Source organism: Paracoccus aestuariivivens, assembly GCF_009711225.1.
In the GTDB taxonomy this organism is placed as follows: domain Bacteria; phylum Pseudomonadota; class Alphaproteobacteria; order Rhodobacterales; family Rhodobacteraceae; genus Paracoccus; species Paracoccus aestuariivivens.
In genome coordinates, this window is record NZ_WMIE01000004.1 from 203,823 (window position 1) to 225,698 (window position 21,876).

The 21,876-nt window shown below is 60.1% G+C and carries 26 protein-coding genes; 14 read left to right on the top strand and 12 right to left on the bottom strand.

Annotated features, from left to right (window positions below):
- Positions 1-67 precede the first annotated feature (67 nt).
- The 5 genes from GL286_RS09800 to GL286_RS09820 all read left to right on the top strand — a co-directional run bounded on the left by GL286_RS09800 (position 68) and on the right by GL286_RS09820 (position 5,448).
- The gene (locus GL286_RS09800; protein WP_155095373.1) at positions 68-1,222 is read left to right on the top strand and encodes an ABC transporter substrate-binding protein; all 1,155 of its coding nucleotides are present in this window, start codon (positions 68-70) and stop codon (positions 1,220-1,222) included.
- 61 nt (positions 1,223-1,283) lie between these two features.
- Positions 1,284-2,267, top strand: coding sequence for an ABC transporter ATP-binding protein (locus GL286_RS09805; protein WP_155095374.1), 984 nt, complete (start codon positions 1,284-1,286; stop codon positions 2,265-2,267).
- Positions 2,264-3,205 carry an ABC transporter permease gene (locus GL286_RS09810; RefSeq protein WP_155095375.1) on the top strand — a complete coding sequence of 314 codons (942 nt, stop codon included), beginning with the start codon at positions 2,264-2,266 and terminating at the stop codon, positions 3,203-3,205. The genes GL286_RS09805 and GL286_RS09810 overlap by 4 nt, the downstream gene beginning before the upstream one ends.
- Positions 3,195-4,004 (top strand): ABC transporter permease, encoded by an 810-nt coding sequence (locus GL286_RS09815; protein WP_155095376.1) that lies wholly within the window; start codon positions 3,195-3,197, stop codon positions 4,002-4,004. Before GL286_RS09810 ends, GL286_RS09815 begins: the two co-directional genes overlap by 11 nt.
- A 19-nt stretch (positions 4,005-4,023) precedes the next feature.
- On the top strand, positions 4,024-5,448 hold the full coding sequence (locus GL286_RS09820; protein WP_155095377.1) for a gamma-aminobutyraldehyde dehydrogenase: 1,425 nt from the start codon (positions 4,024-4,026) through the stop codon (positions 5,446-5,448).
- Positions 5,449-5,491: 43 nt separating this feature from the next.
- Here the strand turns inward: GL286_RS09820 and GL286_RS09825 are convergent, their stop codons facing one another.
- The 8 genes from GL286_RS09825 to GL286_RS09860 all read right to left on the bottom strand — a co-directional run bounded on the left by GL286_RS09825 (position 5,492) and on the right by GL286_RS09860 (position 10,153).
- Positions 5,492-5,911 (bottom strand): c-type cytochrome, encoded by a 420-nt coding sequence (locus tag GL286_RS09825; RefSeq protein WP_155095378.1) that lies wholly within the window; start codon positions 5,909-5,911, stop codon positions 5,492-5,494.
- A 17-nt stretch (positions 5,912-5,928) separates the two neighbouring features.
- On the bottom strand, positions 5,929-6,402 hold the full coding sequence (locus GL286_RS09830) for a c-type cytochrome (protein ID WP_155095379.1): 474 nt from the start codon (positions 6,400-6,402) through the stop codon (positions 5,929-5,931).
- A complete protein-coding gene (locus GL286_RS09835) occupies positions 6,402-6,926 on the bottom strand; it encodes a methylamine dehydrogenase light chain (RefSeq protein WP_155095380.1) in 525 nt (174 codons plus the stop codon). Before GL286_RS09835 ends, GL286_RS09830 begins: the two co-directional genes overlap by 1 nt.
- Positions 6,927-6,950: 24 nt before the next feature.
- Positions 6,951-7,544, bottom strand: coding sequence for a redoxin domain-containing protein (locus GL286_RS09840; RefSeq protein WP_155095381.1), 594 nt, complete (start codon positions 7,542-7,544; stop codon positions 6,951-6,953).
- Positions 7,545-7,559: 15 nt separating this feature from the next.
- Positions 7,560-8,090: a MauE/DoxX family redox-associated membrane protein gene (locus GL286_RS09845; RefSeq protein ID WP_155095382.1), complete on the bottom strand. Its 531-nt coding sequence runs from the start codon at positions 8,088-8,090 to the stop codon at positions 7,560-7,562.
- Complete coding sequence (locus GL286_RS09850) at positions 8,090-9,232, bottom strand: amine dehydrogenase large subunit (RefSeq protein WP_155095383.1); 1,143 nt, start codon at positions 9,230-9,232, stop codon at positions 8,090-8,092. The genes GL286_RS09845 and GL286_RS09850 overlap by 1 nt, the downstream gene beginning before the upstream one ends.
- A gap of 277 nt (positions 9,233-9,509) precedes the next feature.
- On the bottom strand, positions 9,510-9,917 hold the full coding sequence (locus GL286_RS09855; RefSeq protein WP_155095384.1) for a type II toxin-antitoxin system VapC family toxin: 408 nt from the start codon (positions 9,915-9,917) through the stop codon (positions 9,510-9,512).
- Entirely contained in the window at positions 9,914-10,153 is a 240-nt protein-coding gene (locus GL286_RS09860; RefSeq protein ID WP_155095385.1) for an AbrB/MazE/SpoVT family DNA-binding domain-containing protein, read from the bottom strand. Before GL286_RS09860 ends, GL286_RS09855 begins: the two co-directional genes overlap by 4 nt.
- Before the next feature lie 164 nt (positions 10,154-10,317).
- On the opposite strand from GL286_RS09860, the gene GL286_RS09865 reads away from it, so the two are divergent.
- Complete coding sequence (locus tag GL286_RS09865; protein ID WP_155095386.1) at positions 10,318-11,016, top strand: glycosyltransferase; 699 nt, start codon at positions 10,318-10,320, stop codon at positions 11,014-11,016.
- A 1-nt stretch (position 11,017) separates the two neighbouring features.
- On the opposite strand, the gene GL286_RS09870 is transcribed toward GL286_RS09865, so the two are convergent.
- Positions 11,018-11,731, bottom strand: a complete 714-nt coding sequence (locus tag GL286_RS09870) for a hypothetical protein (protein WP_211596252.1) — start codon at positions 11,729-11,731, stop codon at positions 11,018-11,020.
- Between the two features lie 91 nt (positions 11,732-11,822).
- On the opposite strand from GL286_RS09870, the gene GL286_RS09875 reads away from it, so the two are divergent.
- The 8 genes from GL286_RS09875 to GL286_RS09910 all read left to right on the top strand — a co-directional run bounded on the left by GL286_RS09875 (position 11,823) and on the right by GL286_RS09910 (position 18,526).
- The gene (locus GL286_RS09875) at positions 11,823-12,773 is read left to right on the top strand and encodes a glycosyltransferase family 8 protein (protein WP_155095388.1); all 951 of its coding nucleotides are present in this window, start codon (positions 11,823-11,825) and stop codon (positions 12,771-12,773) included.
- The gene (locus GL286_RS09880) at positions 12,766-13,626 is read left to right on the top strand and encodes a 3-deoxy-manno-octulosonate cytidylyltransferase (RefSeq protein WP_155095389.1); all 861 of its coding nucleotides are present in this window, start codon (positions 12,766-12,768) and stop codon (positions 13,624-13,626) included. Before GL286_RS09875 ends, GL286_RS09880 begins: the two co-directional genes overlap by 8 nt.
- Before the next feature lie 286 nt (positions 13,627-13,912).
- Positions 13,913-14,110 carry a periplasmic nitrate reductase, NapE protein gene (gene napE / locus GL286_RS09885; protein ID WP_281352107.1) on the top strand — a complete coding sequence of 66 codons (198 nt, stop codon included), beginning with the start codon at positions 13,913-13,915 and terminating at the stop codon, positions 14,108-14,110.
- A 6-nt stretch (positions 14,111-14,116) separates the two neighbouring features.
- Positions 14,117-14,611, top strand: a complete 495-nt coding sequence (locus tag GL286_RS09890) for a ferredoxin-type protein NapF (RefSeq protein WP_155095391.1) — start codon at positions 14,117-14,119, stop codon at positions 14,609-14,611.
- Positions 14,601-14,849 carry a chaperone NapD gene (locus GL286_RS09895; protein ID WP_155095392.1) on the top strand — a complete coding sequence of 83 codons (249 nt, stop codon included), beginning with the start codon at positions 14,601-14,603 and terminating at the stop codon, positions 14,847-14,849. The genes GL286_RS09890 and GL286_RS09895 overlap by 11 nt, the downstream gene beginning before the upstream one ends.
- Before the next feature lie 5 nt (positions 14,850-14,854).
- Positions 14,855-17,362: a periplasmic nitrate reductase subunit alpha gene (napA, locus tag GL286_RS09900; protein WP_155095393.1), complete on the top strand. Its 2,508-nt coding sequence runs from the start codon at positions 14,855-14,857 to the stop codon at positions 17,360-17,362.
- Complete coding sequence (locus GL286_RS09905; RefSeq protein ID WP_343038865.1) at positions 17,362-17,832, top strand: nitrate reductase cytochrome c-type subunit; 471 nt, start codon at positions 17,362-17,364, stop codon at positions 17,830-17,832. Before napA ends, GL286_RS09905 begins: the two co-directional genes overlap by 1 nt.
- 1 nt (position 17,833) lies before the next feature.
- The gene (locus GL286_RS09910) at positions 17,834-18,526 is read left to right on the top strand and encodes a NapC/NirT family cytochrome c (protein WP_155095394.1); all 693 of its coding nucleotides are present in this window, start codon (positions 17,834-17,836) and stop codon (positions 18,524-18,526) included.
- Positions 18,527-18,538: 12 nt separating this feature from the next.
- Here the strand turns inward: GL286_RS09910 and GL286_RS09915 are convergent, their stop codons facing one another.
- Genes GL286_RS09915 through GL286_RS09925 form a run of 3 tightly spaced genes read right to left on the bottom strand, consistent with a single transcriptional unit; the run spans position 18,539 to position 21,677 of the window.
- Entirely contained in the window at positions 18,539-19,627 is a 1,089-nt protein-coding gene (locus tag GL286_RS09915; RefSeq protein WP_155095395.1) for an HlyD family secretion protein, read from the bottom strand.
- Positions 19,624-21,249, bottom strand: coding sequence for an MFS transporter (locus GL286_RS09920; protein ID WP_155095396.1), 1,626 nt, complete (start codon positions 21,247-21,249; stop codon positions 19,624-19,626). The genes GL286_RS09915 and GL286_RS09920 overlap by 4 nt, the downstream gene beginning before the upstream one ends.
- The gene (locus GL286_RS09925; RefSeq protein ID WP_155095397.1) at positions 21,246-21,677 is read right to left on the bottom strand and encodes a MarR family winged helix-turn-helix transcriptional regulator; all 432 of its coding nucleotides are present in this window, start codon (positions 21,675-21,677) and stop codon (positions 21,246-21,248) included. The genes GL286_RS09920 and GL286_RS09925 overlap by 4 nt, the downstream gene beginning before the upstream one ends.
- Positions 21,678-21,876: the final 199 nt, after the last annotated feature.

The window sequence follows — 21,876 nt, forward strand, 5'->3', positions numbered from 1 at the left end:
AATCGCGCAACTCGGAGGATGATTTTCCCAGGGGAGGCGGCAACGCCTCGGATCAACAGGGAAAAACATGAAAAAGATGCTGAACGCGCTGGCCTCGGGGCTGGCGCTGGTTGCGGCTGGCGCATTGCCGGTTGCCGCCGAAATGCCGACCCAATTAGGCCAGCCCGAGGGCGCGCTCTCGATCGTCGCATGGCCGGGCTATATCGAGCGCGGCGAGACCGACAAGGCCTTCGACTGGGTCACCAAATTCGAGGAAAAGACCGGCTGCAAGGTCGAGGTTAAAACCGCGGGCACCTCGGACGAGATGGTCTCGCTGATGAACCAGGGCGGCTTCGATCTGGTCACGGCCTCGGGCGACGCGTCTCTGCGCCTAATCGCGGGCGAGAAGGTCCAGCCGATCAACACCGACCTGATCCCCAGCTGGAACACCGTCGACGACCGTTTGAAGGACGCGCCTTGGCACACGGTCGACGGCACGCATTACGGCACGCCCTTTATGTGGGGGCCGAACGTGCTGATGTATAACACCGAGATCTTCAAGGAAGCGCCGAAAAGCTGGGATGTCGTCTTCAACGAACAAACCCTGCCCGACGGTAAATCGAACAAGGGCCGCGTTCAGGCCTATGACGGCCCGATCTATATTGCCGATGCCGCGATGTACCTGATGAAGCACAAGCCGGAATTGGGCATCACAAACCCGTTCGAGCTGAACGAGGACCAGTATGCCGCTGCGCTGGAACTGCTGAAAGGTCAGCGTCAGCTGGTCTCGCGCTACTGGCATGATGCCATGATCCAGATCGACGACTTCAAGAACGAAGGCGTCGTGGCCTCGTCGACCTGGCCGTTCCAGGTGAACCTGCTGGCCGCCGATAAAGCTGCCGTCGCCAGCACCATCCCCGAGGAAGGCGCGACCGGCTGGGCCGACACGCTGATGCTGCATACCGAATCCAAGCACCAGACCTGCGCCTATCTGTGGATGGAGCATTCGCTGTCCTCGAACCTGCAATCGGACCTGTCGGTCTGGTTCGGCGCGGTGCCCTCGGTTCCCGCCGCCTGCACCGATGGCCGTGGCCAACAGACCGCCGAGGGCTGCAAGACCAACGGTTACGAAGATTTCGACAAGATCTGGTTCTGGCGCACCCCGACCTCGAAATGCGAGGCTGGCGGCTGCGTTCCCTATCACCGCTGGGTATCCGACTACATTGCCGTGATGGGCAGCTGATACCGACTGCCCGGGGCACGACAGATGAGCCCCGGGCATCACCTACCTTCAGGATAAGACAATGACAGAAGCTGTGAGCTTTCGCGGCGTGTCGCGTTATTTCGGTCACGTACGCGCTGTGGATGGCGTAGATCTGGATATTTGCGACGGTGAATTCTTCGCGATGCTGGGCCCGTCGGGTTCGGGCAAGACGACGTGCCTGCGCCTGATCGCGGGGTTCGAACAACCGACCTCGGGCGAGATCAAGATTTATGGCGAAGAAGCGTCGGGCGTTCCGCCCTACCGGCGTAATGTGAATACGGTATTCCAAAGCTACGCCCTGTTCCCGCATATGAATGTGCGCGACAACGTCGCCTTCGGCTTGCGGGTCAAGGGCGTATCGAAACCCGAACGCCACAAGGCTGCAGAAGAGGCTCTGGCCCTGGTCGAGCTTGCGGGCTTTGGCGACCGCCGTGCCGGTGAGTTGTCGGGTGGTCAGCGCCAGAGGGTTGCGCTGGCACGCGCGTTGGTGAACCGCCCACGGGTGCTACTGCTGGACGAACCGCTAGGAGCGCTCGACCTGAAATTGCGCGAACAGATGCAGCACGAACTGCGCCAATTGCAGCGCTCGCTTGGCCTGACCTTTGTTTTCGTGACCCACGATCAGAAAGAGGCCCTGTCGATGGCCGACCGCGTCGCGGTCTTTGCCGATGGCCGTATGCAACAGGTCGGCACGCCCGAGGAAATCTACAGCCGCCCCGCCAGCCGCTTTGTCGCCGATTTCGTCGGGTCGTCGAATGTCATCCCCGCAGACTTTGCCGGTGCCGGTCCCGCAGGCCGCTGGGCAAGCCTGCGCCCCGAGGATATCCATCTTGATCCGCGCGGACGGGATGCCGTTGTCACCTCGCGCGCCTATCATGGCCGGGTGATCAAGCTGGGCCTGTCGCTAGGCTGCCACAAGCTGACCGCGCTGCTGCCAGCGACGGCCTCAGTTCCAGAAACCGGCGAAACCATCCGCGTCTCGTGGGATGCGGGCCGCGCCCATGTCATGGGACCAGAGGCATGAACTCGGCCGCGATTTTTCCGGCGCGGTCCGGTCTGGTGGCCCGTGCCGTCGACTGGATGATCCGTCATCCGGCGATGTTCACCTTTCTGATGGTGCTGCCGATCTCGCTTTGGCTCGGCATCGTCTATATCGGCTCGCTGATCGCGCTGCTGATGCAAAGCTTCTTTTCCATTGATGAATTCTCGGGCGTGATCGTCAAGGAATTTACCCTTGGCACCTATGCCGAACTGCTGCGTCCAGCGAATTTCGACATTATCCTGCGCACGATCCTGATGGCGGCACTGGTCACGCTGGCCTCGGCTGTCATCGCGTTTCCGATTGCCTATTACGCCGCCCGCTACGCCAAGGGGAAATGGAAGGCGCTGTTCTATATCGGAATCATGCTGCCCTTGTGGTCCAGCTATCTGGTCAAGGTCTATGCATGGAAGCTGGTGCTGGCCAAGGAAGGCATCCTGACCTGGATCTTCGAAAAGCTGCACCTGTCATGGTTGCTGGACGGCATTCTGTCCCTGCCAGTGATCGGTGGCAACTCACTGTCGGTCAGCTATCTCGGGACGTTCATCGTTTTCATCTATATCTGGCTGCCCTACATGATCATTCCGGTTCAGGCCGCGCTAGAGCGTGTTCCGGGCGCGATGCTGGAGGCCGCCTCAGACCTTGGCGCGACCCCACGGCAAAGCTTCCGCATGGTCCTGTTCCCGCTGGCGCTACCGGGGATCATCGCCGGTTCGATCTTTACCTTCTCGCTGACGCTGGGCGACTACATCATCCCGCAGATCATCGGCTCGGGGCGGTTGTTCATCGGTCAAGCCGTCTATGTCCAGCAGGGCACGGCAGGGAATATCCCGCTGGCCGCAGCCTTTACCGTCGTCCCCATCGTCATCATGGGCGTCTACCTGTGGGGCGCACGCAAAATGGGGGCCTTCGATGCACTCTGAGAAACGCGCCCCACTGGCGCTGAAACTTGCGGCCGCCGGAGGCTTGGTCTTTCTGCTGGCCCCCATCGCGCTGATCTTCGTCTATGCCTTCACGACCGAGGAAAAAAGCTTCCGCTGGCCACCGCCGGGACTGACGACCAAATGGCTGGGCGTCACGCTGGGCCGCGCCGACGTCTGGGAGGCGCTTGGCCTTTCGCTGAAAGTCGCCGCGATCTCGACCTCGATCGCGCTGGTCCTTGGCACGATGACGGCAGCGGCGGTCGCCCGTTCGCGCTTCTTCGGACGCGAGACGATCTCGCTGCTGGTCATCCTGCCGATTGCCCTGCCGGGGATCATCACCGGCATCTCGCTGCGCTCGGCTTTCTCGCTGCTGGAGATCCCGTTCAGCACATGGACCATCGTTCTGGGTCACGCGACCTTCTGCATCGTGGTGGTCTATAACAACGCGGTGGCACGCTTCCGACGCACCTCGGGCGCACTGATCGACGCGGCGATGGATCTGGGCGCGGACGGCTTGCAAACCTTCCGGCTGGTGATCCTGCCGAATATCGGAACTGCGCTTCTGGCAGGCGGGATGCTGGCCTTCGCGCTGTCCTTCGACGAGGTCATCGTCACCACCTTCACCGCAGGGAACCAATCCACCCTGCCGATCTGGATGCTGGAGGAACTGATCCGTCCCCGCCAGCGTCCCGTCACCAATGTAGTCGCCATGGCCGTTGTTCTGGTCACCGTGATCCCGATCCTTGCCGCCTACTGGCTGACCAAGGAAGGCGAGCACACCGATGGCGCTGAAAAATAAGATCTATACGGAGTACCCCATGCAAACCCAAATGCTGATCGGCGGCGCACTGGTCTCGGGCACCGAGACCGAGGAGCCGATCTTGAACCCGCGCACCGGCGAGATCATCCTGACCCTGCCCGAGGCATCCATCGCGCAGGTCGAAACCGCCGTCGCCGCCGCGCAAAAGGCGTTCGAAACGTGGTCGCGCACGACTCCGGCGCAGCGATCCGGCTACCTGCTGAAGATCGCCGACCGGATCGAGGCCAAGGCCGCCGAGTTCGCCTCGCTCGAGGCGCTGAACTGCGGCAAGCCGGGACATCTGGCACTGGCCGATGAATTGCCCGCAATCATCGACTGCTACCGCTTCTTTGCCGGTGCCGTCCGCAACATGTCGGGTCCGGTCGCAGGCGAATACCTTGCCGGACATACCTCGATGATCCGTCGCGATCCCATCGGGGTCGTGGCATCCATCGCGCCGTGGAACTATCCGCTGATGATGATGGCGTGGAAGATTGCGCCGGCCATCGCTGCGGGCAATACCGTGGTGTTCAAGCCGTCCGAGCAGACCCCGCTGACCGCCCTGAAAATGGCCGAGATCTTTGCCGAGATCCTGCCCGAAGGCGTCGTCAATATCGTGCTGGGCCGTGGCGACACGGTGGGTGCTGCGCTGATCGACCATCCGGCCATCGCCATGATCTCGATCACCGGCGACATTGCCACCGGCCGCAAGATCATGGAGGCCGCGACCAAGACCATCAAGCGCACCCATCTGGAACTGGGCGGAAAGGCTCCGGTCATCCTGCTGGACGATGCCGATATCGAGGCCGCAATCGCTGGTCTGCGCGCATTCGGCTATTACAATGCTGGTCAGGATTGCACGGCGGCGTGCCGCATCTATGCACATGCCTCGGTCTATGACCGTTTCGTGGCCGATTTCTCGGCAGCGGTTTCGACCATCTCTTATGGCAACAGCGATGACAGCCTGAACGAAATGGGGCCGCTCATCTCGCCGCGCCAACGCGACCGCGTGGCAAGCTTCGTGGCCCGCGCCCGCGAGGCCAACCATATCGAGATCACCGCTGGCGGTGAAATCCCTGACGGCCCCGGCTTCTTCTACAAGCCGACCGTCATCGCAGGCGCGCAGCAGACCGACGAGATCGTCCAGCGCGAAGTCTTTGGTCCGGTGGTTTCGGTCACGCGCTTCGACGAAACCGAAACGGCGGTCAAATGGGCCAATGACTCGAATTACGGTCTTGCCTCGTCTATCTGGACCAAGGACGTCTCCAAGGGCCTCGCCCTGTCATCGCGCCTGCAATACGGCTGCACTTGGGTAAACACCCATTTCATGCTGACCAACGAAATGCCGCATGGCGGGATGAAACACTCGGGCTATGGCAAGGACATGTCGGTCTACGCGCTCGAGGACTATTCCATCGTCCGCCACGTAATGATCGCCCATTAATTCGAAACGGGCGCGGCGTTGATGCCGCGCCCGTTTTATTTCGTCAGGGCCAAGGATAATCCGCGATCTGCGTGCCCTCGGACATCAGTTTCTTCGCCACATCCCGACGCATGACGACGACATCCGCCACCGGAACCGCACGGCGGCGGGTCACCTCGTCGGGCGTGAAGGGCGCCGCCTCTCCGGGCGACCAGCGGTCCAGAATGTAATTCATCACCGACGCAATTCCGGCATCATCCAGCGAGGCCGAAATCACCCCCGGCACATGCATCATATAGGTCCGACCCATATCGTCGGCTGCGATCTTGCCGACCGAACCGGGGAAGGTCGGAATGCCGCCTTCGACTGAGCCCAGCCCCTCCATGCCATGACAGCCGGCGCAGCGCAGGATGTAGTCGCGATGCGCCTGCCCCTCGGCGGCCAAAGCGGGACCGGCAAATGCCAGCCCCGCCAAGCCGATCATCAGTGATCGAACTCGTCTCACCCCTTGGGTCTCATCGCGAGAAGATCGTGCGCTGCGGGCGGCGCAGCGAAGGTCTTGGCGATCAGGTCGGGTGTAACCTTGGGCAATGCCTCGTCAGGCGCATCGCGACCGGCTTCGTGCAAGACCCAGTTCGCGACAGTGGCGGCCTCTTGCTCGGACAGGGCGGTCTGTGCGGGCATGATCAGCCCGACATACATCTCGCCGTCAACCGTGATCTTTCCGGTCAACCCCGAGGCCAACACACCCGCCAGATAATCCGGAGCCTTGTCGCCAAGTGCATCCCAGAACGCGGGCCGGTTCAGCGGCGGGGCAAGGCCCGGATTACCAGTGCCGCCATCATTGTGGCAGGCCGCGCAATTGTCGGCGAAAAGCTGGGCACCATCGGCATCCTGCCCAAGCGCCGGAGCGACCGAGGTCGCCACCAGCAACAGGGCCGAGATCGCCGCAAGGCGTGATCTGGCAATCGTCATTATTCAGCCATCCCGACAACGACCGAAACGGTGCAGTGATAGCCCTTGTCGGTATTCGCCATGCACCAGTTGATGTCGTTATAAAGGCCCATGCGATAGCCCGGACGCTCGCCCTTCGAGGTGTAGCAGAACGTCGCCGAGTTGACCTGCGGCTTGCCGCAGCAGTCATTATAGGACACCAGATAGTCCTTGTTGTCGTCCGGATTGGTGCAGGTGCCAACCCACGACACCGACGACGCCGATGAACCGGGGGGGCACGAGGTCAGCGAACCGCCCGATGTCGAGCACAGGTTGCCATCCAGCGCGCAATGTTTCCAGTAGCTGCAATCATCCTCGGGCAAGGGGGTGGCTGCATTCGCGCGTCGGTCGAATGGCAGGATCGGAGTCGCGGCGGCGGCCCCCAGCAGCGCCACGCCGGCCTTGGCCAGGAAGCTGCGACGGCCCTTCGTGCGCGCCGCGCTGCGGATCTGGCCTTCGGCGGCCTTGTCGATGGATTTGAACAGATTGTCGATAAAACGGGGCATCTTGGGCTCCTTGAAGAATTCGTATCAGGCGACAGCTGACAGGCCCGCCGAGGCCTGTAGCGACGGCACGCCGGTTTCCGATGCGGTGAACAGGCTTTCCAACTGCTCGCGCGAGTTCACCAACCCCTTGGCGCGCACGGTGCCGTCGGGGCCGATCAACACGGCAAAGGGTAATTTCGCGACCTTGAAGGTCATGCCCAGCTCAGAGGACAGCACATAGGGGAAACCTTGCAGTTTCTGGTCCTCGATCAGGCGGCGGTGCAGCGCCTCGCGCCCGTCGGATGCAAGGATCACGTCAAGCCAAGGCTTTTCGTCATCGCGGATCGAAGCCAGCGCGGGCAGCAATGCCTTGCAGATCGGGCAGGTCGTGGACAGGAAGAACACAAGCTGCGATTTTCCCGCGGCATTTCCCAGCACGAAGCCAGAACCGTTCAGGTTCGGCAAAGCCAGTTCCGGCACCTTGCTGCCCAGTTCCGGTCCGCTGCCCGAGATCATCGCGCCAACGGGCGAAACGCGCTCGAACAGGATGCCGATCTGGCGGGCCAGAACATAGGTCAGGGCCAGTTGCACCAGCACGACGACCCATAATGCGATCAGGGCGAAGGTCATAATTTCCATGTCTGCTTTTCCTTTTCAGCTTGCCCGCCGGATGTTCGGCAGATGCGAGGCCAGTTTTTCGGCGACGCTCTGCAGTCCGGCAAAGGTCAGTCCGGCTGCGATCCCTGTCAGGACCGCAACAGGACCAAGCCCACCCGAAGGCATCGTGGCGATGCCAAGCGCCAATGCGGTCAAGACCGCATTGCGCGCCAGCGTCACCCCCGAGATCCGCTGCGGCGCGCCTCCGCAACCGCAGTCGATCTCTGTCTGGCCCCGCGACAACGCCACGGCCATCAGCAGGCCGTAACCCGCGAACAGCCCCGCCGCCATCAGGCCCGCCGCCGCGTGCAGCGGGGGAACCAGCAATGCCAGAACAATTGCCGCCTCGGTCACGGTCAGCGTCCGGACAATGGCCGGAGTCCAGCCATCGGGCACCAGCCCGTATCCTTGGGCGAAACCGACCGTTTCTAGGAAAGCCTGGCTTTTGTGCCAGACCGACCGGATCAGGATCAGCGCGACAAAGGTCGTCAGGGCCACCGCCGTGATTGGGGCAAGCTGATGCATCATCAGAAATCCGTGGCGATCAGCGCAGGGAACTTGGACAGCCCCTCGAATTCACCCGCCTTGGTCAAAGTGACCTCACCATCGGCTTCGGTATATTCATAGCGGGTGAAGTTGCCTTCTTCCGACGCGGCGAACAGCACCGGAACATCGCCTTTGCTGGCCGTCAGGGTGTTTTCGTGATGCGCCTCGGAACGGCCGACCAGTTTCTTGCTGGCAAGATCGTAGGTCCAGATTTCGCGCGCCGGATCTTTGTGCGAGCCCTCTTTCGCGCCCGAATGCATAAGGACGAACAGCTTGCCGGTCGGAGCGTTATAGGCAATCGCCTCGGAGCCACCCGGAGCCCATTTGCCCAGAACACCGTCGGTCATGTTCAGCGTCTCGGTCAGGACCGGAGCATCGCCGCTGTCGTCAACGAAATACAGGCTGCCCTTGAACGACAAATAGATCAGCTTGCCATCGACCCGCACCGGATTTGCAAACAGCGCATCGGCATCGGGATCAAAGATCTTTTCGGATTTCGCCGGCTTGCCGAAGGTGCCATCGGCCGCCCAAGTGTAGCTTGCCAGAGTGCCATCGCCACAGATCGTGGTGAATTTCATTCCCGTAGCGGGGATGGCGGTCCAGCAACCGGGCGTCGGGATTTCAGCGATGGCCTTTTCGGCCTTCAGGTCGATGACCGAAATCGAGGTCGCGGGCGTCGCATTCTGCGCCAGCAGGTAGGACTCATCGTCGCTTAGGGCGAACAGGGCCGGCTGGGTTTCGACATGGGCCAGTTTGGTCGGAATCTCGAACTCGCGCTTGCGCGACAGAGTCGCCACATCCCACTCATGCAGCACCGCCGTGACCGGACCATAGGTAAAGCGCTGCATATAGATCGAGCCGGTGTAAAGCGACTTGCCATCCTTGCTCAGCACCATCTGCGCGGTGGTGCCCGCGCCCATATTGCCCTTCATTTTCAGATCACCATCGGCGCCAAGAACGTCAATCGTGCTGGCACCGTTCCAGGATTGGTCCATCACCAGGACATTGGGGCCCTCGGCAATCCTTTCCTCGACCTTCAGGGTCTCGGGCGTAAAGGTTTCTTGCGCAACTGCGGGCAGGGCAAGGCTTGCCAGAAAGATTGGCAGGACCGTGCTGGATTTCATTTTGAAAACTCCTGGGATTAACTGTCGTCGATCCAAATCAGCCAATTCCGGGATTTGCACGAGGGACCGATATCAACCGTTACGCGCAATCTCAAAATGCATGCAAAATCGCTGCACTGCGCAAACTAAAGGCAAAAACAATCGATTAAAGGTCATATCTCAGCACGCATCGCCCCGTGCCAAGACTGACAAAGCCCCACCTAGAAGCAGCACATAGGGCGTCAGGGACGCAACTCAAGCAGTCCCGCCCTGACACCCGCAATCTGTTGAGGGCAGGCTAAGCCGTCGCTTCCCGAACCTCGGTCATGCCTGCGGAACTGACGGCTTTGCGGTCGAAACTCAGCGTCATGTGGCAACCCGCGTCACGCGCCGCCAGAGCGATCATGTGATCCGAGAACCCTGCCCCGCCCTTGCGATACCGCTCGTTTGCCAACCCTACCCGGTCAGGCGTTTCAACCACCAGTTCGCGACTGGCAAGCAATCCGTCTATCGCCTCGCAGATATCGTAGCGCGGCAGGCCGTAGGCACGTTCGAGGACCCAGACCAGTTCGATCATGACCTCGCGCGAAAGATAGCCGGGGACATCCGGCGTCAAGGTCGCGAATACCGCCTTGGCCATCTCTCCTTGGCGCTGATGGTCTTGCGTTAGGTAGCGGACCAGCACATTCGTGTCGATGCCGATCATGCCTTCGCGGCACCCTCGGCAATCGCGCGGTCCATATCGTCGATCGAAACCGGACGTTGCCCCTTGCGTTGCAGAAGTCCGGCAAGCTCGGCAACCGGTCTGGTCCGCATCAACCGCACCTGTCCGTCATCCAGAATGACATAGCGCAGGCGGTCGCCCGGCTCCAGATCCAGCGCCTGCCGGACAATCTTGGGCAAGGTCGTCTGACCTTTGATCGTGATGGTCGATTCAGACATGACAATGCAATCCTGCTTTTCTCATTGCAATTTAAGCCCGCCCCTTACTTCTTGCAAGAACTCATCCACCCGCGTGGTTCAACCGAAAACGCCGCTTGACTATTGAAAGCAATCAAGCAGGCTCACGCAAAACAACGCCCAATCCATCCAGAAACGGAACCCACATGGCGGACCTGACAGTTTTCATCGGCTGGGACTCTCGTGAAGACATAGCCTACCAAGTGGCGAAGCGATCGTTGCTGGAACACGCTTCGATCGAAGTCGATGTCCAGCCCATCAAGCTGACGGAACTGGTCGACAAGGGCGTTTATACCCGCGCCGTGGACCCGTTGGCCTCGACCGAATTCACCTATTCCCGTTTCTTCACGCCTTGGCTGGCAGGCTATCAGGGCTGGGCGCTGTTCTGCGATTGCGACTTCCTGTTCTTCGGCGATGTAGCCAAACTGCTGGCATATTGCGATGACAGCAAAGCGGTCTGCTGCGTTCACCATGACTACACACCGAAAGCCGGTGTCAAAATGGACGGCAAGATCCAGACCAACTACCCGCGAAAAAACTGGTCGTCATTCATGCTGTTCAACTGCGCGCACCCGTCGACCCGCAGCCTGACGCCCGATGTCATCAATGCCGAAAGCGGAGCCTATCTGCACCGTTTGCAATGGGCGCAAGATAGCGAAATCGGCGAAATCCCCGAGACGTGGAACTGGCTCGAGGGCTGGAGCGAGAAACCGGAGAACGGCACTCCGGACGCGGTCCACTACACCAATGGCGGACCTTGGTTCAAAGATTGGCAGAATGTCGAATACGCGGATATCTGGATCAGAAATGCGCTGTCAATCGACCCCAAATTCAAGCCGATCTAGGCTAACCCCCTGTCCACAGCGGCAATCCGGTCGCCTCGGCAACCGGATGATCTGCGGTAAAGACCGGATAGCCCCGTGCCGCAAACAACTGCATCGCCTCAAGATCCGGTCCGGTATGCAGGCGCGCCAGCCCTATCGCATTGTAGCCGTGCCCCGAGGATAAAGGGTTGATTCCGGTCAGGATCACTTTTTCAGCGCCGCTGACCAAAGAAAGCGCCGCTGCCACGATGCCGTTTGACCATTTGGTGTCAGCTTCCAATTCGAGGTTAAGCTTGCCGGTCGCCTTGTGCATCAGAGCGACCCTCTCATATCGGCTCATCAGGCGAAGCTGGTCATAGCGATAGTCGAAGCTGATCAGGCCATGCTTGAGCCGGTCCAGATCATGCCGCCAATGCAACATATAGAGCAGCCCCGTGCTTTGGCCTCGCAAGACCCGCCTGACCTCAAGCGCGTTCGGGTTCTGGCCTTCGATCTGGTTGAACTGCATCAGTGTCACATCGGGCGTCTCGATCAGCCAATTCCGCGCGGCGATCTGCGAGGCATTGATCGTAATCACACGAAACCCCGCATCCCATTCTGCCGGTCGGGTCGAGAACGGTGCCGAACCAACGACGACCGCAGTCCTGCCCTGCAAGACCGGACCCAGATCGGGTATCCGGGGCGCTGTCAGCCGGTATTTCGCTAACCGATAAAGATAGCGTCTGGCACGCGCCAAGTCTTCCAATCGAGCCGCAACTGATACCATTTGGTTTACCCGAGAAGTTGTGCCTATTCTAACGAAAGGAATTGGTTAAGGCAGCAAGGCAATGGATATCGCCGGACCGGAGGCAGATTTTGCAATCGTCACCTGCGCCGACCACAAGATGCTTCCCGCAGCCTGCTGTTCGTTGCTTTCCGCCCATGCCAACCTAACTTGCCCGGCACGATTTGTCCTTGTCGCGCTGGACCTGACCAAAGACGATTCCGACGCTGTGGCCAAGTTCGGACAAAAGCACGGAATTGGCATTGAACTGCATCCCTTTGCAAGCGACCAGCTTCCCGACATGACAAGCGGACGCTGGCCCAAAGCGGTTCTGGCCCGCCTGTTCTTGGACCACGTTATCTTTGATAAAATCAACAGGTTACTTTATCTGGATGCCGATACCTTGGTGGCCCGTTCGGTCGAGCCGCTTCGCAGCATTGACCTTCGGGGACGTTATGTGGCTGCGGTCGATGATTTCATCATGGCATTCCCCAAAAAACTTCAGTCGCGACGGGACGCAATCGGCCTGCGCTCGGGCAGCAGCTATTTCAACTCTGGCGTGATGCTTTTCGATTGGCCGGCAAGTCTGGCAGCTTCGGTCCTGCAGACGGCAAGGGACAACATCGCGGATCGGTCGGAGAATTATCACGCAACCGATCAGGATGCGCTGAACGCGGCACTCGAGGGTAAGTGGCTTCGACTTGATCCGACGTGGAACGTGCAGACCGGATTTCTTCCCAGCATTCAGACACCCGCGATCCTGCATTTCACGGGGCGTAGAAAACCATGGCAGGCCGGAGCGTCTTGGCAACATCGGTCCTATTCGAAAATCTACCGCGATTATCTGGAAGGAACCCGTTGGGAAAGCACCTGCCGCAAACCGGGTTTGGGCCGCAATATGGCCAACCTTGCGCTTTACCTAGGCAAGCGGCTGGAAAATCTCAGAAAGTCCCGTTCCCTGAGACAATACCTCGAGGAATGTCGAAAATATGCCCGGAGCGACAAGCTTGACTGAAAACCCGGCTAACACGGTCCCTCCGACCGCCGATGCAAGTTCGGATGAATGGCGCAGGCTTTTTGCGGGATATTCGAACATCGTCCTTGTCGCGAATAGCGACGATGTCGACCTTGCCGGATTGGAAAGAACCTACCCAGACGATACGTTATTCATATTTTTCAATAAGGTATATAAGGTCCTCGACACGCAATTCCGGCGTCCGGCGCTACTGGTCAGCCGCAGCGGCATGATGGGGGCCAATATCGTTCATCGCCGCGAAGTCCCCGAAGTTCTGAAATATTTCGATCGGGAAAACTTCCTTGGCGTCCTGAATATCATCATCGGCAACGGAGAGCGCTTCAGCCCTGCCGAGGCATTTCTGGGCGTACCGGTCAGGCATCTGGATCTGGAAGCGACAATCGCACCATTCTATCCCCAAAAAAAATTCCCCACGACCGGCTTCGCTTTATGTGTCTGGCTGACCAAGCTTGGCCATGACGGCAAGATCATCCTTGCGGGTTTTTCCTCGAAACGTAGCGAGCGCTGGAAGGTCTTCGACGTGCATGACTGGACTTATGAACAGGTCCTGCTGCGCCTGCTGGCACGGAATGGCGATATCGAGATCCTCGAGTTGCCCTCTGAAAATCCCTTTGCCGACATCCCCAAACATTTTCCCCAGTTCACGCCATTCGATGTGGCCGTGACGGCGAATGAGGTCCTATCGGACCGACTGTCAAATCTTGGCACGATCACCGATCGATTGATGTCCGTGACGAAAGTGCTGCGCTATCTGGATAGCTCGTTTCGCAATCTGAGACCCAAGACACGCAAGCAGAAATTTCTGGCAGAACAGCAGAAGTCGCGGGAATAGCTTACAGAAAACATCCGGCAATCGGCTGCGCCAAATCCTCGAACCGGCCGAGTCGGCTGCATTCCCTTAAACGACCATGCGCTGATAAAAATCAGCCTCATTCACAGGCAAACCACCACCCAAAAACGCCATAATTATTCTTATAATCTTCAATTTATACCGAAAAACTAGAATTATGGAATAATTCGGCCTCCCATCTTCCGAGGTCAAATTTCCCGTGCTACGGTTAACCGGTACAGGAAGCATTTTCGTCAGCTCGCCCAATTGCCATGCAAAGGGGAATATGTTGCCCGACGCTCGCTACGATACCCAGGACACTTCCGTCACATCGGGCCAACGCATCCGCGAATTGGCGGTTTTTATCCTGCTGGCCTTTGCGATATGGCCAATCCTTTCGGTCGCCTTTGTCGGCGCATACGGTTTCATCATCTGGATCTACCAGATCTTCACCGGCCCGCCCGGACCGCCCATGCATGGGCACTGACCCGATATGCCAGCAACCGCCAGCATATCCCGCCGCAATCTACTGAAAGGCCGAACAGTCGCGCCGCCGTTCCAGCCGCGACCACCCGGCGTTACGCTGGCCTCGGTCGCGTCCTGCACCGGATGCGGCGATTGCGTGACCGCCTGCCCCCAGCAGATTCTGCAGCTTCGGGACAGCAAGGTCGCTCTGCTGCCCGCATCCGGCGAATGCACCTTTTGCGGTGAATGTGCCGCCGCCTGCCCCGAGCCGGTCTTTACCGAAATTCGTGTGATGGCCCATGTCGCAACGATCAGCGACGACTGCTTGGCGATGGCCGGAATCACCTGCATGAGTTGCCGCGACGCCTGTCCGGAAGTCGCGATCACGATGCGCCCGCGCGTCGGCGGGCCATTCCTACCGGTTCTTGATCGCTCGACATGTACCGGATGCGGAGCATGCATCGCGCCATGCCCCAGCGATGCAATCGGCTTCATCGAAAGGGAATACGCCGATGAAGGATGAAGTCTGGCATGTCTCGTCGGCGGTGATCAGCGTCATGCCCGGCGCAATGGATGCCGTCGCGAAACAGATCGCCTCGTACGAGAATGTGGAAATTCACGCCCGTGACGAACGACGGCTGGTCGTCACGATCGAAGGCCGCAGCAGCGGCATGCTTGGAGAAACACTGACTAGGATCAACCTGATTGACGGGGTTCTTGGGGCCAACATGGTCTTCGAACACGCAGAGAAGGCGGGGTAGCGCAGATGACTGTCGACCAGACCAGACGTAACCTATTGAAGGCACATGCTGCGGCCCTTGCGGCCTCGGCGGCAGGCATTCCGGCGTCCGTCCTTGCCCAGCCCGTCCCGGGCGGCGTCGAGGCATTGCAGATCAAATGGTCCAAGGCCCCTTGCCGCTTTTGCGGGACGGGTTGCGGGGTCATGGTCGGCGTCAAGGATGGCAAGGTCGTCGCCACCCATGGCGACATGCAGGCCGAGGTCAACCGCGGCCTGAACTGCGTCAAGGGCTATTTCCTGTCCAAGATCATGTATGGCGAGGACCGCCTGACCACGCCCTTGATGCGCAAGACCGATGGCAAGTTCGACAAGGAAGGCGAGTTCGAGCCGGTCAGCTGGGACGAGGCTTTCGATGTCATGGCCGCCAAGGTCAAGGAAGTACTGAAAGCAAAAGGCCCTGAAGGTGTCGGCATGTTCGGTTCAGGGCAATGGACCGTGCTGGAAGGCTATGCCGCGACCAAGCTGATGCGGGTCGGCCTGCGCTCGAACAACCTTGATCCCAACGCGCGGCACTGCATGGCCTCGGCGGCGGTCGCCTTCATGCGGACCTTCGGCATCGACGAGCCGATGGGTTGCTATGACGATTTCGAACATGCCGAGGCCTTTGTGCTTTGGGGCTCGAACATGGCCGAAATGCACCCGATCCTCTGGACCCGTTTGGCCGACCGCCGTCTGGGCACGCCGGGGGTGAAATGCGCGGTACTCTCGACCTTCACCCATCGCTCGATGGATCTGGCCGATATCCCGATCGTGTTCAAGCCGGGGACCGACCTCGCGATCCTGAACTATATCGCGAACCACATTATCGAATCCGGTTCGGTCAACGAGGAATTCGTCGCTAAATACACCAAATTCGTGAAGGGCACGACCGATATCGGCTATGGCCTACGGCCCGACAACCCGCTCGAGGTCAATGCCAAGGGCGTGGCCGATGCAGCCAAGATGGACCCCTCGGATTTCGAGGCCTACAAGGCGCATGTCTCGACCTATACGCTGGACTATGTCAGCGAACTGTCGGGTGTCGAGCCGGGCTTCCTGAAGGAATTGGCCGAGCTTTACGCCGATCCGAACCGCAAGGTCATGTCACTTTGGACGATGGGCTTCAACCAGCACGTCCGCGGCGTCTGGGCCAACCAGTTGGTCTACAACATCCATCTGCTGACCGGCAAAATCTCGGAGCCGGGCAACTCGCCCTTCTCGCTGACCGGCCAGCCCTCGGCCTGCGGCACCGCGCGCGAGGTTGGAACCTTCGCGCACCGTCTGCCCGCCGACATGGTGGTGACCAATCCCGAGCATGTAAAACATGCCGAGGAACTCTGGAAAGTCCCGCATGGCCTTTTGAACACCAAACCGGGTTTCCATGCCGTCCAGCAAGACCGGATGCTCAAGGACGGGGTACTGAATTTCTACTGGATCATGGTGAACAACAACCTGCAGGCCAGTGCGAACAGCTCGAACGAGGCCTATCCCGGATATCGCAACCCCGACAACCTGATCGTCTGTTCGGATGCCTATCCGACGGTCACGGCCATGGCCGCCGACATCATCCTGCCCGCCGCGATGTGGGTCGAGAAAGAGGGCGTCTATGGCAATGCCGAACGCCGCACCCATGCATGGCACCAGCTGGTCGACGCACCCGGCGACGCGAAATCCGACCTGTGGCAGTTGGTCGAATTCTCGAAACGCTTCACCACGGATGAGGTCTGGCCCGCTGAATTGCTGGCCGCAAACCCCGAATACAAGGGCAAGACCATCTTCGAAGTGGCCTTTGCCAATGGTCAGGTCGACAAGTTCCCGATCTCGGAAATCCGCGAGGATTACAACAACCCCGAGGCACAGGATTTTGGCTTCTACATCCAGAAGGGCCTGTTCGAGGAATATGCCAGCTTCGGGCGCGGCCATGGCCATGACCTTGCGCCCTATGACATGTACCAGTCCGACGACATTCGCGGGCTACGCTGGCCGGTCGTGGACGGCAAGGAGACGCGCTGGCGCTTCCGCGAGGGGCTGGACCCCTATGTCGAAAAAGGCCGCGGCATGCAGTTCTACGGCTATCCAGACGGCAAGGCGCTGATCATCGGCGTCCCCTACGAGCCGCCAGCCGAAAGTCCGGACGACGAGTTCAACTTCTGGCTGGTCACGGGCCGCGTGCTGGAACATTGGCATTCCGGCTCGATGACCATGCGCGTGCCCGAACTTTACAAGGCCTTCCCCGGAGCCAAGGTCTTTATGAACGCGGTCGATGCACGCGAGCGGGGTTTCAATCAGGGAGCCGAGGTCCGGGTGATCTCGCGGCGCGGCGAAATCCGGTCGCGGGTGGAAATCCGAGGCCGCAACCGCATGCCCAAGGGCGTGATCTTTGTCCCCTGGTTCGACGCCAGCCAGCTGATCAACAAGGTGACGCTGGATGCGACCGATCCGATTTCCAAGCAGACCGACTTCAAGAAATGTGCCGTCAAGATTGAGGCCGTGTGATGAAACCGCTTCGGATCGTTTTGATGATTGCCTTTACCTGCGCCGCCAGCCTGACCTTGGCGCAGGCCATCCCGCAGGACCCGCCCGAACTGACCGGCCCCACCCCCCAGCCGATGGAGCCGATCCCTGCCGCACCGCTGGAACGCTATGTCACCGACGATGTCCGCCAGATGCGAGCCTATCCCGAGCAACCGCCGATCATTCCGCATTCGATCGAAGGCTATCAGTTGTCGGTCAACGCCAACCGCTGCCTTAGCTGCCACAAGCGCGAGAACTCGCTGGGCACCGGCGCACCGATGATCTCGATCACGCATTATATGACCCGCGACGCGCAGATGCTGGCCGATGTCTCTCCTCGCCGGTATTTCTGCACGCAATGCCATGTGCCACAGGCCGATACCGAACAGTTGGTGAAGAACACCTTCACAGACATGGCGGATATGGGTGCGGAAACAGCAGGGGAGCAGTGACATGCTGCGATGGATCCTCGCGCCGTTCAAATGGTTCTGGCGTGTGCTGTGGACTCCGGCTGGTACGCTTGGGCTGGGGTTTCTGACGCTCGGCGGCTTTGTCGGTGGCGTGCTGTTCTGGGGCGCCTTCAACACCGCGCTGGAAAAGACCAATACCGAGGCATTCTGCACGTCCTGCCACGAGATGCGCGACAACGTCTACGAAGAACTCTCGCGGACAGTCCACTTCTCGAACCGCTCGGGGGTTCGGGCGTCCTGTCCGGACTGCCATGTGCCGCATGAATGGTCCCACAAGATCGCACGCAAGATGCAGGCATCGAAAGAGGTCTGGGGCAAGATCTTCGGCACGATCAACACGCGGCAGAAGTTTCTGGAGAAACGCATCGAACTGGCACAGCACGAATGGGCGCGCCTGAAGGCGAATGACAGTCTTGAATGCCGCAATTGCCACACGGCGGTGGCGATGGACCTGTCGAAGCAGGCCCCGCGCGCGGCCTCGATCCACAGCCAGTACATGCTGACCGGCCAGCGGACCTGTATCGACTGCCACAAGGGCATCGCGCATGAACTGCCCGATATGAGCGGCGTCAAACCGGGTTGGATCGGGCCGCCCGAGCTACAGGGCACTCCCCAGACCGAAGGCGCCCATGAACAAATCCAAGGATATCTCGACCAGAAGGCCCATGAGGGCTAGGCGCGTAGTCTATCAGCCGTGATCGTTCGGCGCGGGCCGGACAAGGCGGGCTGTTCTATCGCTCGCGCCCGCGGCCTGATCGACCATCACCACGACCGAAAGACCGGGCTCAAGAAGTTCGGACATGTCCTGACCCGGATCGATATCGATGCGGACTGGTAGGCGCTGCGCCACTTTGGTGAAGTTGCCGGTCGCGTTCGATGCCGAAAGCAGGCTGAACTCGGAGGCTGTCGCTGGCGAGAACGAGGCGACCGTACCGGTAAACTCGCGCCCCTGCATCGCGTCGACCGTGAAGCGCGCTTGGTCGCCTACGTGGATGCCATGCAGTTGCGTTTCCTTGAAGTTTGCGATTACCCAGACCTCGGGAGAGACAACGCTGACCAGTGACGTCCCTGCCCCGACATATTGCCCCAGCCGCACGCTGACCTGACCAAGCCGCCCATCGGCAGGCGCGCGGATTTCGGTATTGGCCAGATCGATGCTGGCCAGCTCCACTGCCGCCTCGGCCGAGGCGATATCGGCATTGCTGGCAGCTATGCCGACGCGCGCGCCGTTCAGATCCTCTCGGGCGACGGCAATGGCGCTTTCGGCCTGCACTTCCAACGCCTCGGCACGGCGCAATGCGAGTTGGCTTTCGTCTGCCGAACTTTGCGCCGCGACTCCGCGCTCGCGCAGTTTGCTGGTCCGGTCCCAGTCCTGCTGCGCCGTATCGCGGACGGCTTCGGCCGAATGCTGCGCGGCCTCGGCCGATTGCAGCCTTGCTTCCGCCGAATGAACGCCCTGCTCTTTGATTTTCAGCGCTGCCCGAGCACTTTGCAGCGCGGTCTGTGCTTGTGCCAGCTTCTGCCGATATTGCCGGTCATCGATCCGCGCGATCACCTGCCCCTTCGTGACAGTCTGGAAATCCTGCACTTCGACCGACGAGACAGAGCCCGAAAGTTGCGGCGCAAGCACGGTGACCTGTCCACGGATATAGGCATTTTCCGTCCGGGGCTGGGCGGATGCAAAGGGCGGCAGGTGCCATGCAAACAGCACTATCAGGATGCCGGCCAAACCGGCGACCAAGGCGATAATGGTCGGAACAAGATGGGATCTGGTCATTTGAGGGGCTCGGGAGAGATATCTTGAGGGGAAGATTTGGGCCAATGCGCCGCCAGCCAGTCGCGCAGGATGTGCAGAAGCAGGGCGCAAAGCGCGAATGCGGCGACAAGGAACGTCAGAAAATACGCGTCGTTAAAGGCCATGACATAGGCTTGGTTCGCGGCATCCTGCGCGATACCAGCCACCGCCTGTGCCCGCCCTAAGGCGGCATCCGGCAATTGTTGCAGCAAAGCAGCGGCCCTGAATGCAATAGCCTGCGCGGTTTGTGGATCGGTCGTCATCAGATCCTCACGCAGCATTTGCAGATGTTGCGCCTGACGCTGGTTGATGAAGGTCGTGAACAGACCTGAACCCGCTGCGCCACCGATGCTTTGCGTCGACAGGAAGACAATGACGAAAGACAGAATGTAATTCGGTCCCCGCGCCATCGCTGCTAGCAACCCGCGCATCATGGCAGGAGCCATGAACAGCGATCCGGCAAAAGCGATCATCGCCTGGCTCAACATCATCTGCTCGGGACGTGTGTCCATGGTCGATTGGCTGTCCATATACGCGCCCGCCGCGATCAGCAGCAACGCCACCAGATGGAAATGCGGCACACGATGCGGCTTCATGAACGGGATCAGGGACAGTCCACCCAGTATCCCGGCAACCGAGATCACCGCGAAGATCTCTACCAGCTGATCCTGCGTTATGCCCAGAACCTGGAACATGCGCGGCGCACCGGCACTTTGCTCGGACAGGATCAGGCGGAACAGCAGCAAAGTCACCGTCAGATGCAGCATCGAGGGGCTGAGAAGCCAGCGTATGTCTACCAAAGGTGACGCGCGGTTCAACTCGATGGCCACGGCGACGGTCAGGGCGGCGATTGACAGTGCCAGCAGCCAGCCAAGCCAGACCGTCTCGGTCCACCAATGGATCGGGCCCATCACGCAACCGATGATCAACCCGCCAAACCCGATCGAGATCAGCACCCAGCTCACCAGATCCAACGGCGCGATGACCTTGATCCGCGGCGGGGATTTCAGCGGCAGCAGATAGACGAGCGCCAGCGAGAACGCGGCAAGTCCAAGTCCCATCAGGTGCAACGCATTCCAGCCCGCATCCCCCATCAAAGCAGGCGAGATCACCCGCGCAAGGTTCGGCCCGACGGCGATCACGCTCAGGGACAAAGGCAGTCCCAAACGCAGTTTCCATGCCGGAGGCAGCGGCTCCAGCATATACAGGAATGCCAGTGTCGACAGCGGAGCCGAGGCCATTCCGGCGAAGAATTGCGCGGTGATCGCCGAGCGCAAATCGAAAATCGAGAACGACAGAAGCGCGACCGCAAGGTAGATCACGATCGCGATCTCGGCGAAACGCCGCAGGCCGTATTGCGTGCGCAGCTTGATCAGCAGCAAGGGCATGGTGGCGCGCGGGATCAGGAAGGCGGCCATCAGCCAGCTCGCCTGTGTCGTGGTGGCGCCCAGATCTCCGGCGATCTGGGGAATGTTGGTGCTGACAAAACCTTGCGCGATGCCTTGCGTCAGCCCGATCACGACCGATGCCGCAATATAGGCAAGGGCGCGCGGTAAAGGCATCGGCTCGAAGGCAGGCGCGGCAGGTTGGGGGGACTGGCTCATGCGCGGCGCAGCTTTTCGGCATTGCGGGTCATCTGCGCCAGAACACGACCGGCAGCATCAAGATCCTCCGCGGCAATGCCCTCGACCAGTGCCGCATCGACTTCGTCGCGGAAACGCAGCAACGGCTCGATCCGCGTCGTGTCGGTCAAGAACACCGCATGTTTGCGACCGTCACCGGGCAAGGGGCGGCGCTCGGCCAATCCTTGGGTCTCAAGCGCGTCGAGCAACCGTTTCAGGGTCGGAGTCTCGATCTCGAGCGCACTGGCAAGCTCGGCCTGACTTGCACCGGGGTTCCGACCGATCGTCGTAAGCAAGCGGGCGCGGGCATAGGTCAGGCCGACTTTCTTCACGCGCAACTCGAAACCCGCACGGATAGTGCGCGTCAGTGTCAGCAATTCATCAAATAGGGTTACGGGTCTGTCGGCCATGGAAACACGTTAGCTTGCTAATTATCTTGATTAGCAAGCTAACAATGCGCGGCAGAAATTCAAGCCCCCAAGCAATGGGGATATGCATCAAAAATTATTAAGGATGATCCCGAGGGCAGTCCGGTCCGAATTCGACCGCATGTTGGTGGTCAATAATCGGTGCGCCAGCGGCTGCGATAGTAGTAAGCGCCCATGCCAA

Coding starts and splice junctions, on each gene's coding strand:
- napA (WP_155095393.1), top strand. CDS start 14,855: ATGACTGTCGACCAGACCAGACGTAACCTATTGAAGGCACATGCTGCG.
- GL286_RS09800 (WP_155095373.1), top strand. CDS start 68: ATGAAAAAGATGCTGAACGCGCTGGCCTCGGGGCTGGCGCTGGTTGCG.
- GL286_RS09895 (WP_155095392.1), top strand. CDS start 14,601: ATGAAGGATGAAGTCTGGCATGTCTCGTCGGCGGTGATCAGCGTCATG.
- GL286_RS09915 (WP_155095395.1), bottom strand. CDS start 19,627: ATGACCAGATCCCATCTTGTTCCGACCATTATCGCCTTGGTCGCCGGT.
- GL286_RS09805 (WP_155095374.1), top strand. CDS start 1,284: ATGACAGAAGCTGTGAGCTTTCGCGGCGTGTCGCGTTATTTCGGTCAC.
- GL286_RS09890 (WP_155095391.1), top strand. CDS start 14,117: ATGCCAGCAACCGCCAGCATATCCCGCCGCAATCTACTGAAAGGCCGA.
- GL286_RS09875 (WP_155095388.1), top strand. CDS start 11,823: ATGGATATCGCCGGACCGGAGGCAGATTTTGCAATCGTCACCTGCGCC.
- GL286_RS09925 (WP_155095397.1), bottom strand. CDS start 21,677: ATGGCCGACAGACCCGTAACCCTATTTGATGAATTGCTGACACTGACG.
- GL286_RS09810 (WP_155095375.1), top strand. CDS start 2,264: ATGAACTCGGCCGCGATTTTTCCGGCGCGGTCCGGTCTGGTGGCCCGT.
- GL286_RS09865 (WP_155095386.1), top strand. CDS start 10,318: ATGGCGGACCTGACAGTTTTCATCGGCTGGGACTCTCGTGAAGACATA.
- GL286_RS09920 (WP_155095396.1), bottom strand. CDS start 21,249: ATGAGCCAGTCCCCCCAACCTGCCGCGCCTGCCTTCGAGCCGATGCCT.
- GL286_RS09830 (WP_155095379.1), bottom strand. CDS start 6,402: ATGACGATTGCCAGATCACGCCTTGCGGCGATCTCGGCCCTGTTGCTG.
- GL286_RS09855 (WP_155095384.1), bottom strand. CDS start 9,917: ATGATCGGCATCGACACGAATGTGCTGGTCCGCTACCTAACGCAAGAC.
- GL286_RS09815 (WP_155095376.1), top strand. CDS start 3,195: ATGCACTCTGAGAAACGCGCCCCACTGGCGCTGAAACTTGCGGCCGCC.
- GL286_RS09820 (WP_155095377.1), top strand. CDS start 4,024: ATGCAAACCCAAATGCTGATCGGCGGCGCACTGGTCTCGGGCACCGAG.
- GL286_RS09850 (WP_155095383.1), bottom strand. CDS start 9,232: ATGAAATCCAGCACGGTCCTGCCAATCTTTCTGGCAAGCCTTGCCCTG.
- GL286_RS09845 (WP_155095382.1), bottom strand. CDS start 8,090: ATGATGCATCAGCTTGCCCCAATCACGGCGGTGGCCCTGACGACCTTT.
- GL286_RS09835 (WP_155095380.1), bottom strand. CDS start 6,926: ATGCCCCGTTTTATCGACAATCTGTTCAAATCCATCGACAAGGCCGCC.
- GL286_RS09825 (WP_155095378.1), bottom strand. CDS start 5,911: ATGATCGGCTTGGCGGGGCTGGCATTTGCCGGTCCCGCTTTGGCCGCC.
- GL286_RS09910 (WP_155095394.1), top strand. CDS start 17,834: ATGCTGCGATGGATCCTCGCGCCGTTCAAATGGTTCTGGCGTGTGCTG.
- GL286_RS09860 (WP_155095385.1), bottom strand. CDS start 10,153: ATGTCTGAATCGACCATCACGATCAAAGGTCAGACGACCTTGCCCAAG.
- GL286_RS09905 (WP_343038865.1), top strand. CDS start 17,362: ATGAAACCGCTTCGGATCGTTTTGATGATTGCCTTTACCTGCGCCGCC.
- GL286_RS09840 (WP_155095381.1), bottom strand. CDS start 7,544: ATGGAAATTATGACCTTCGCCCTGATCGCATTATGGGTCGTCGTGCTG.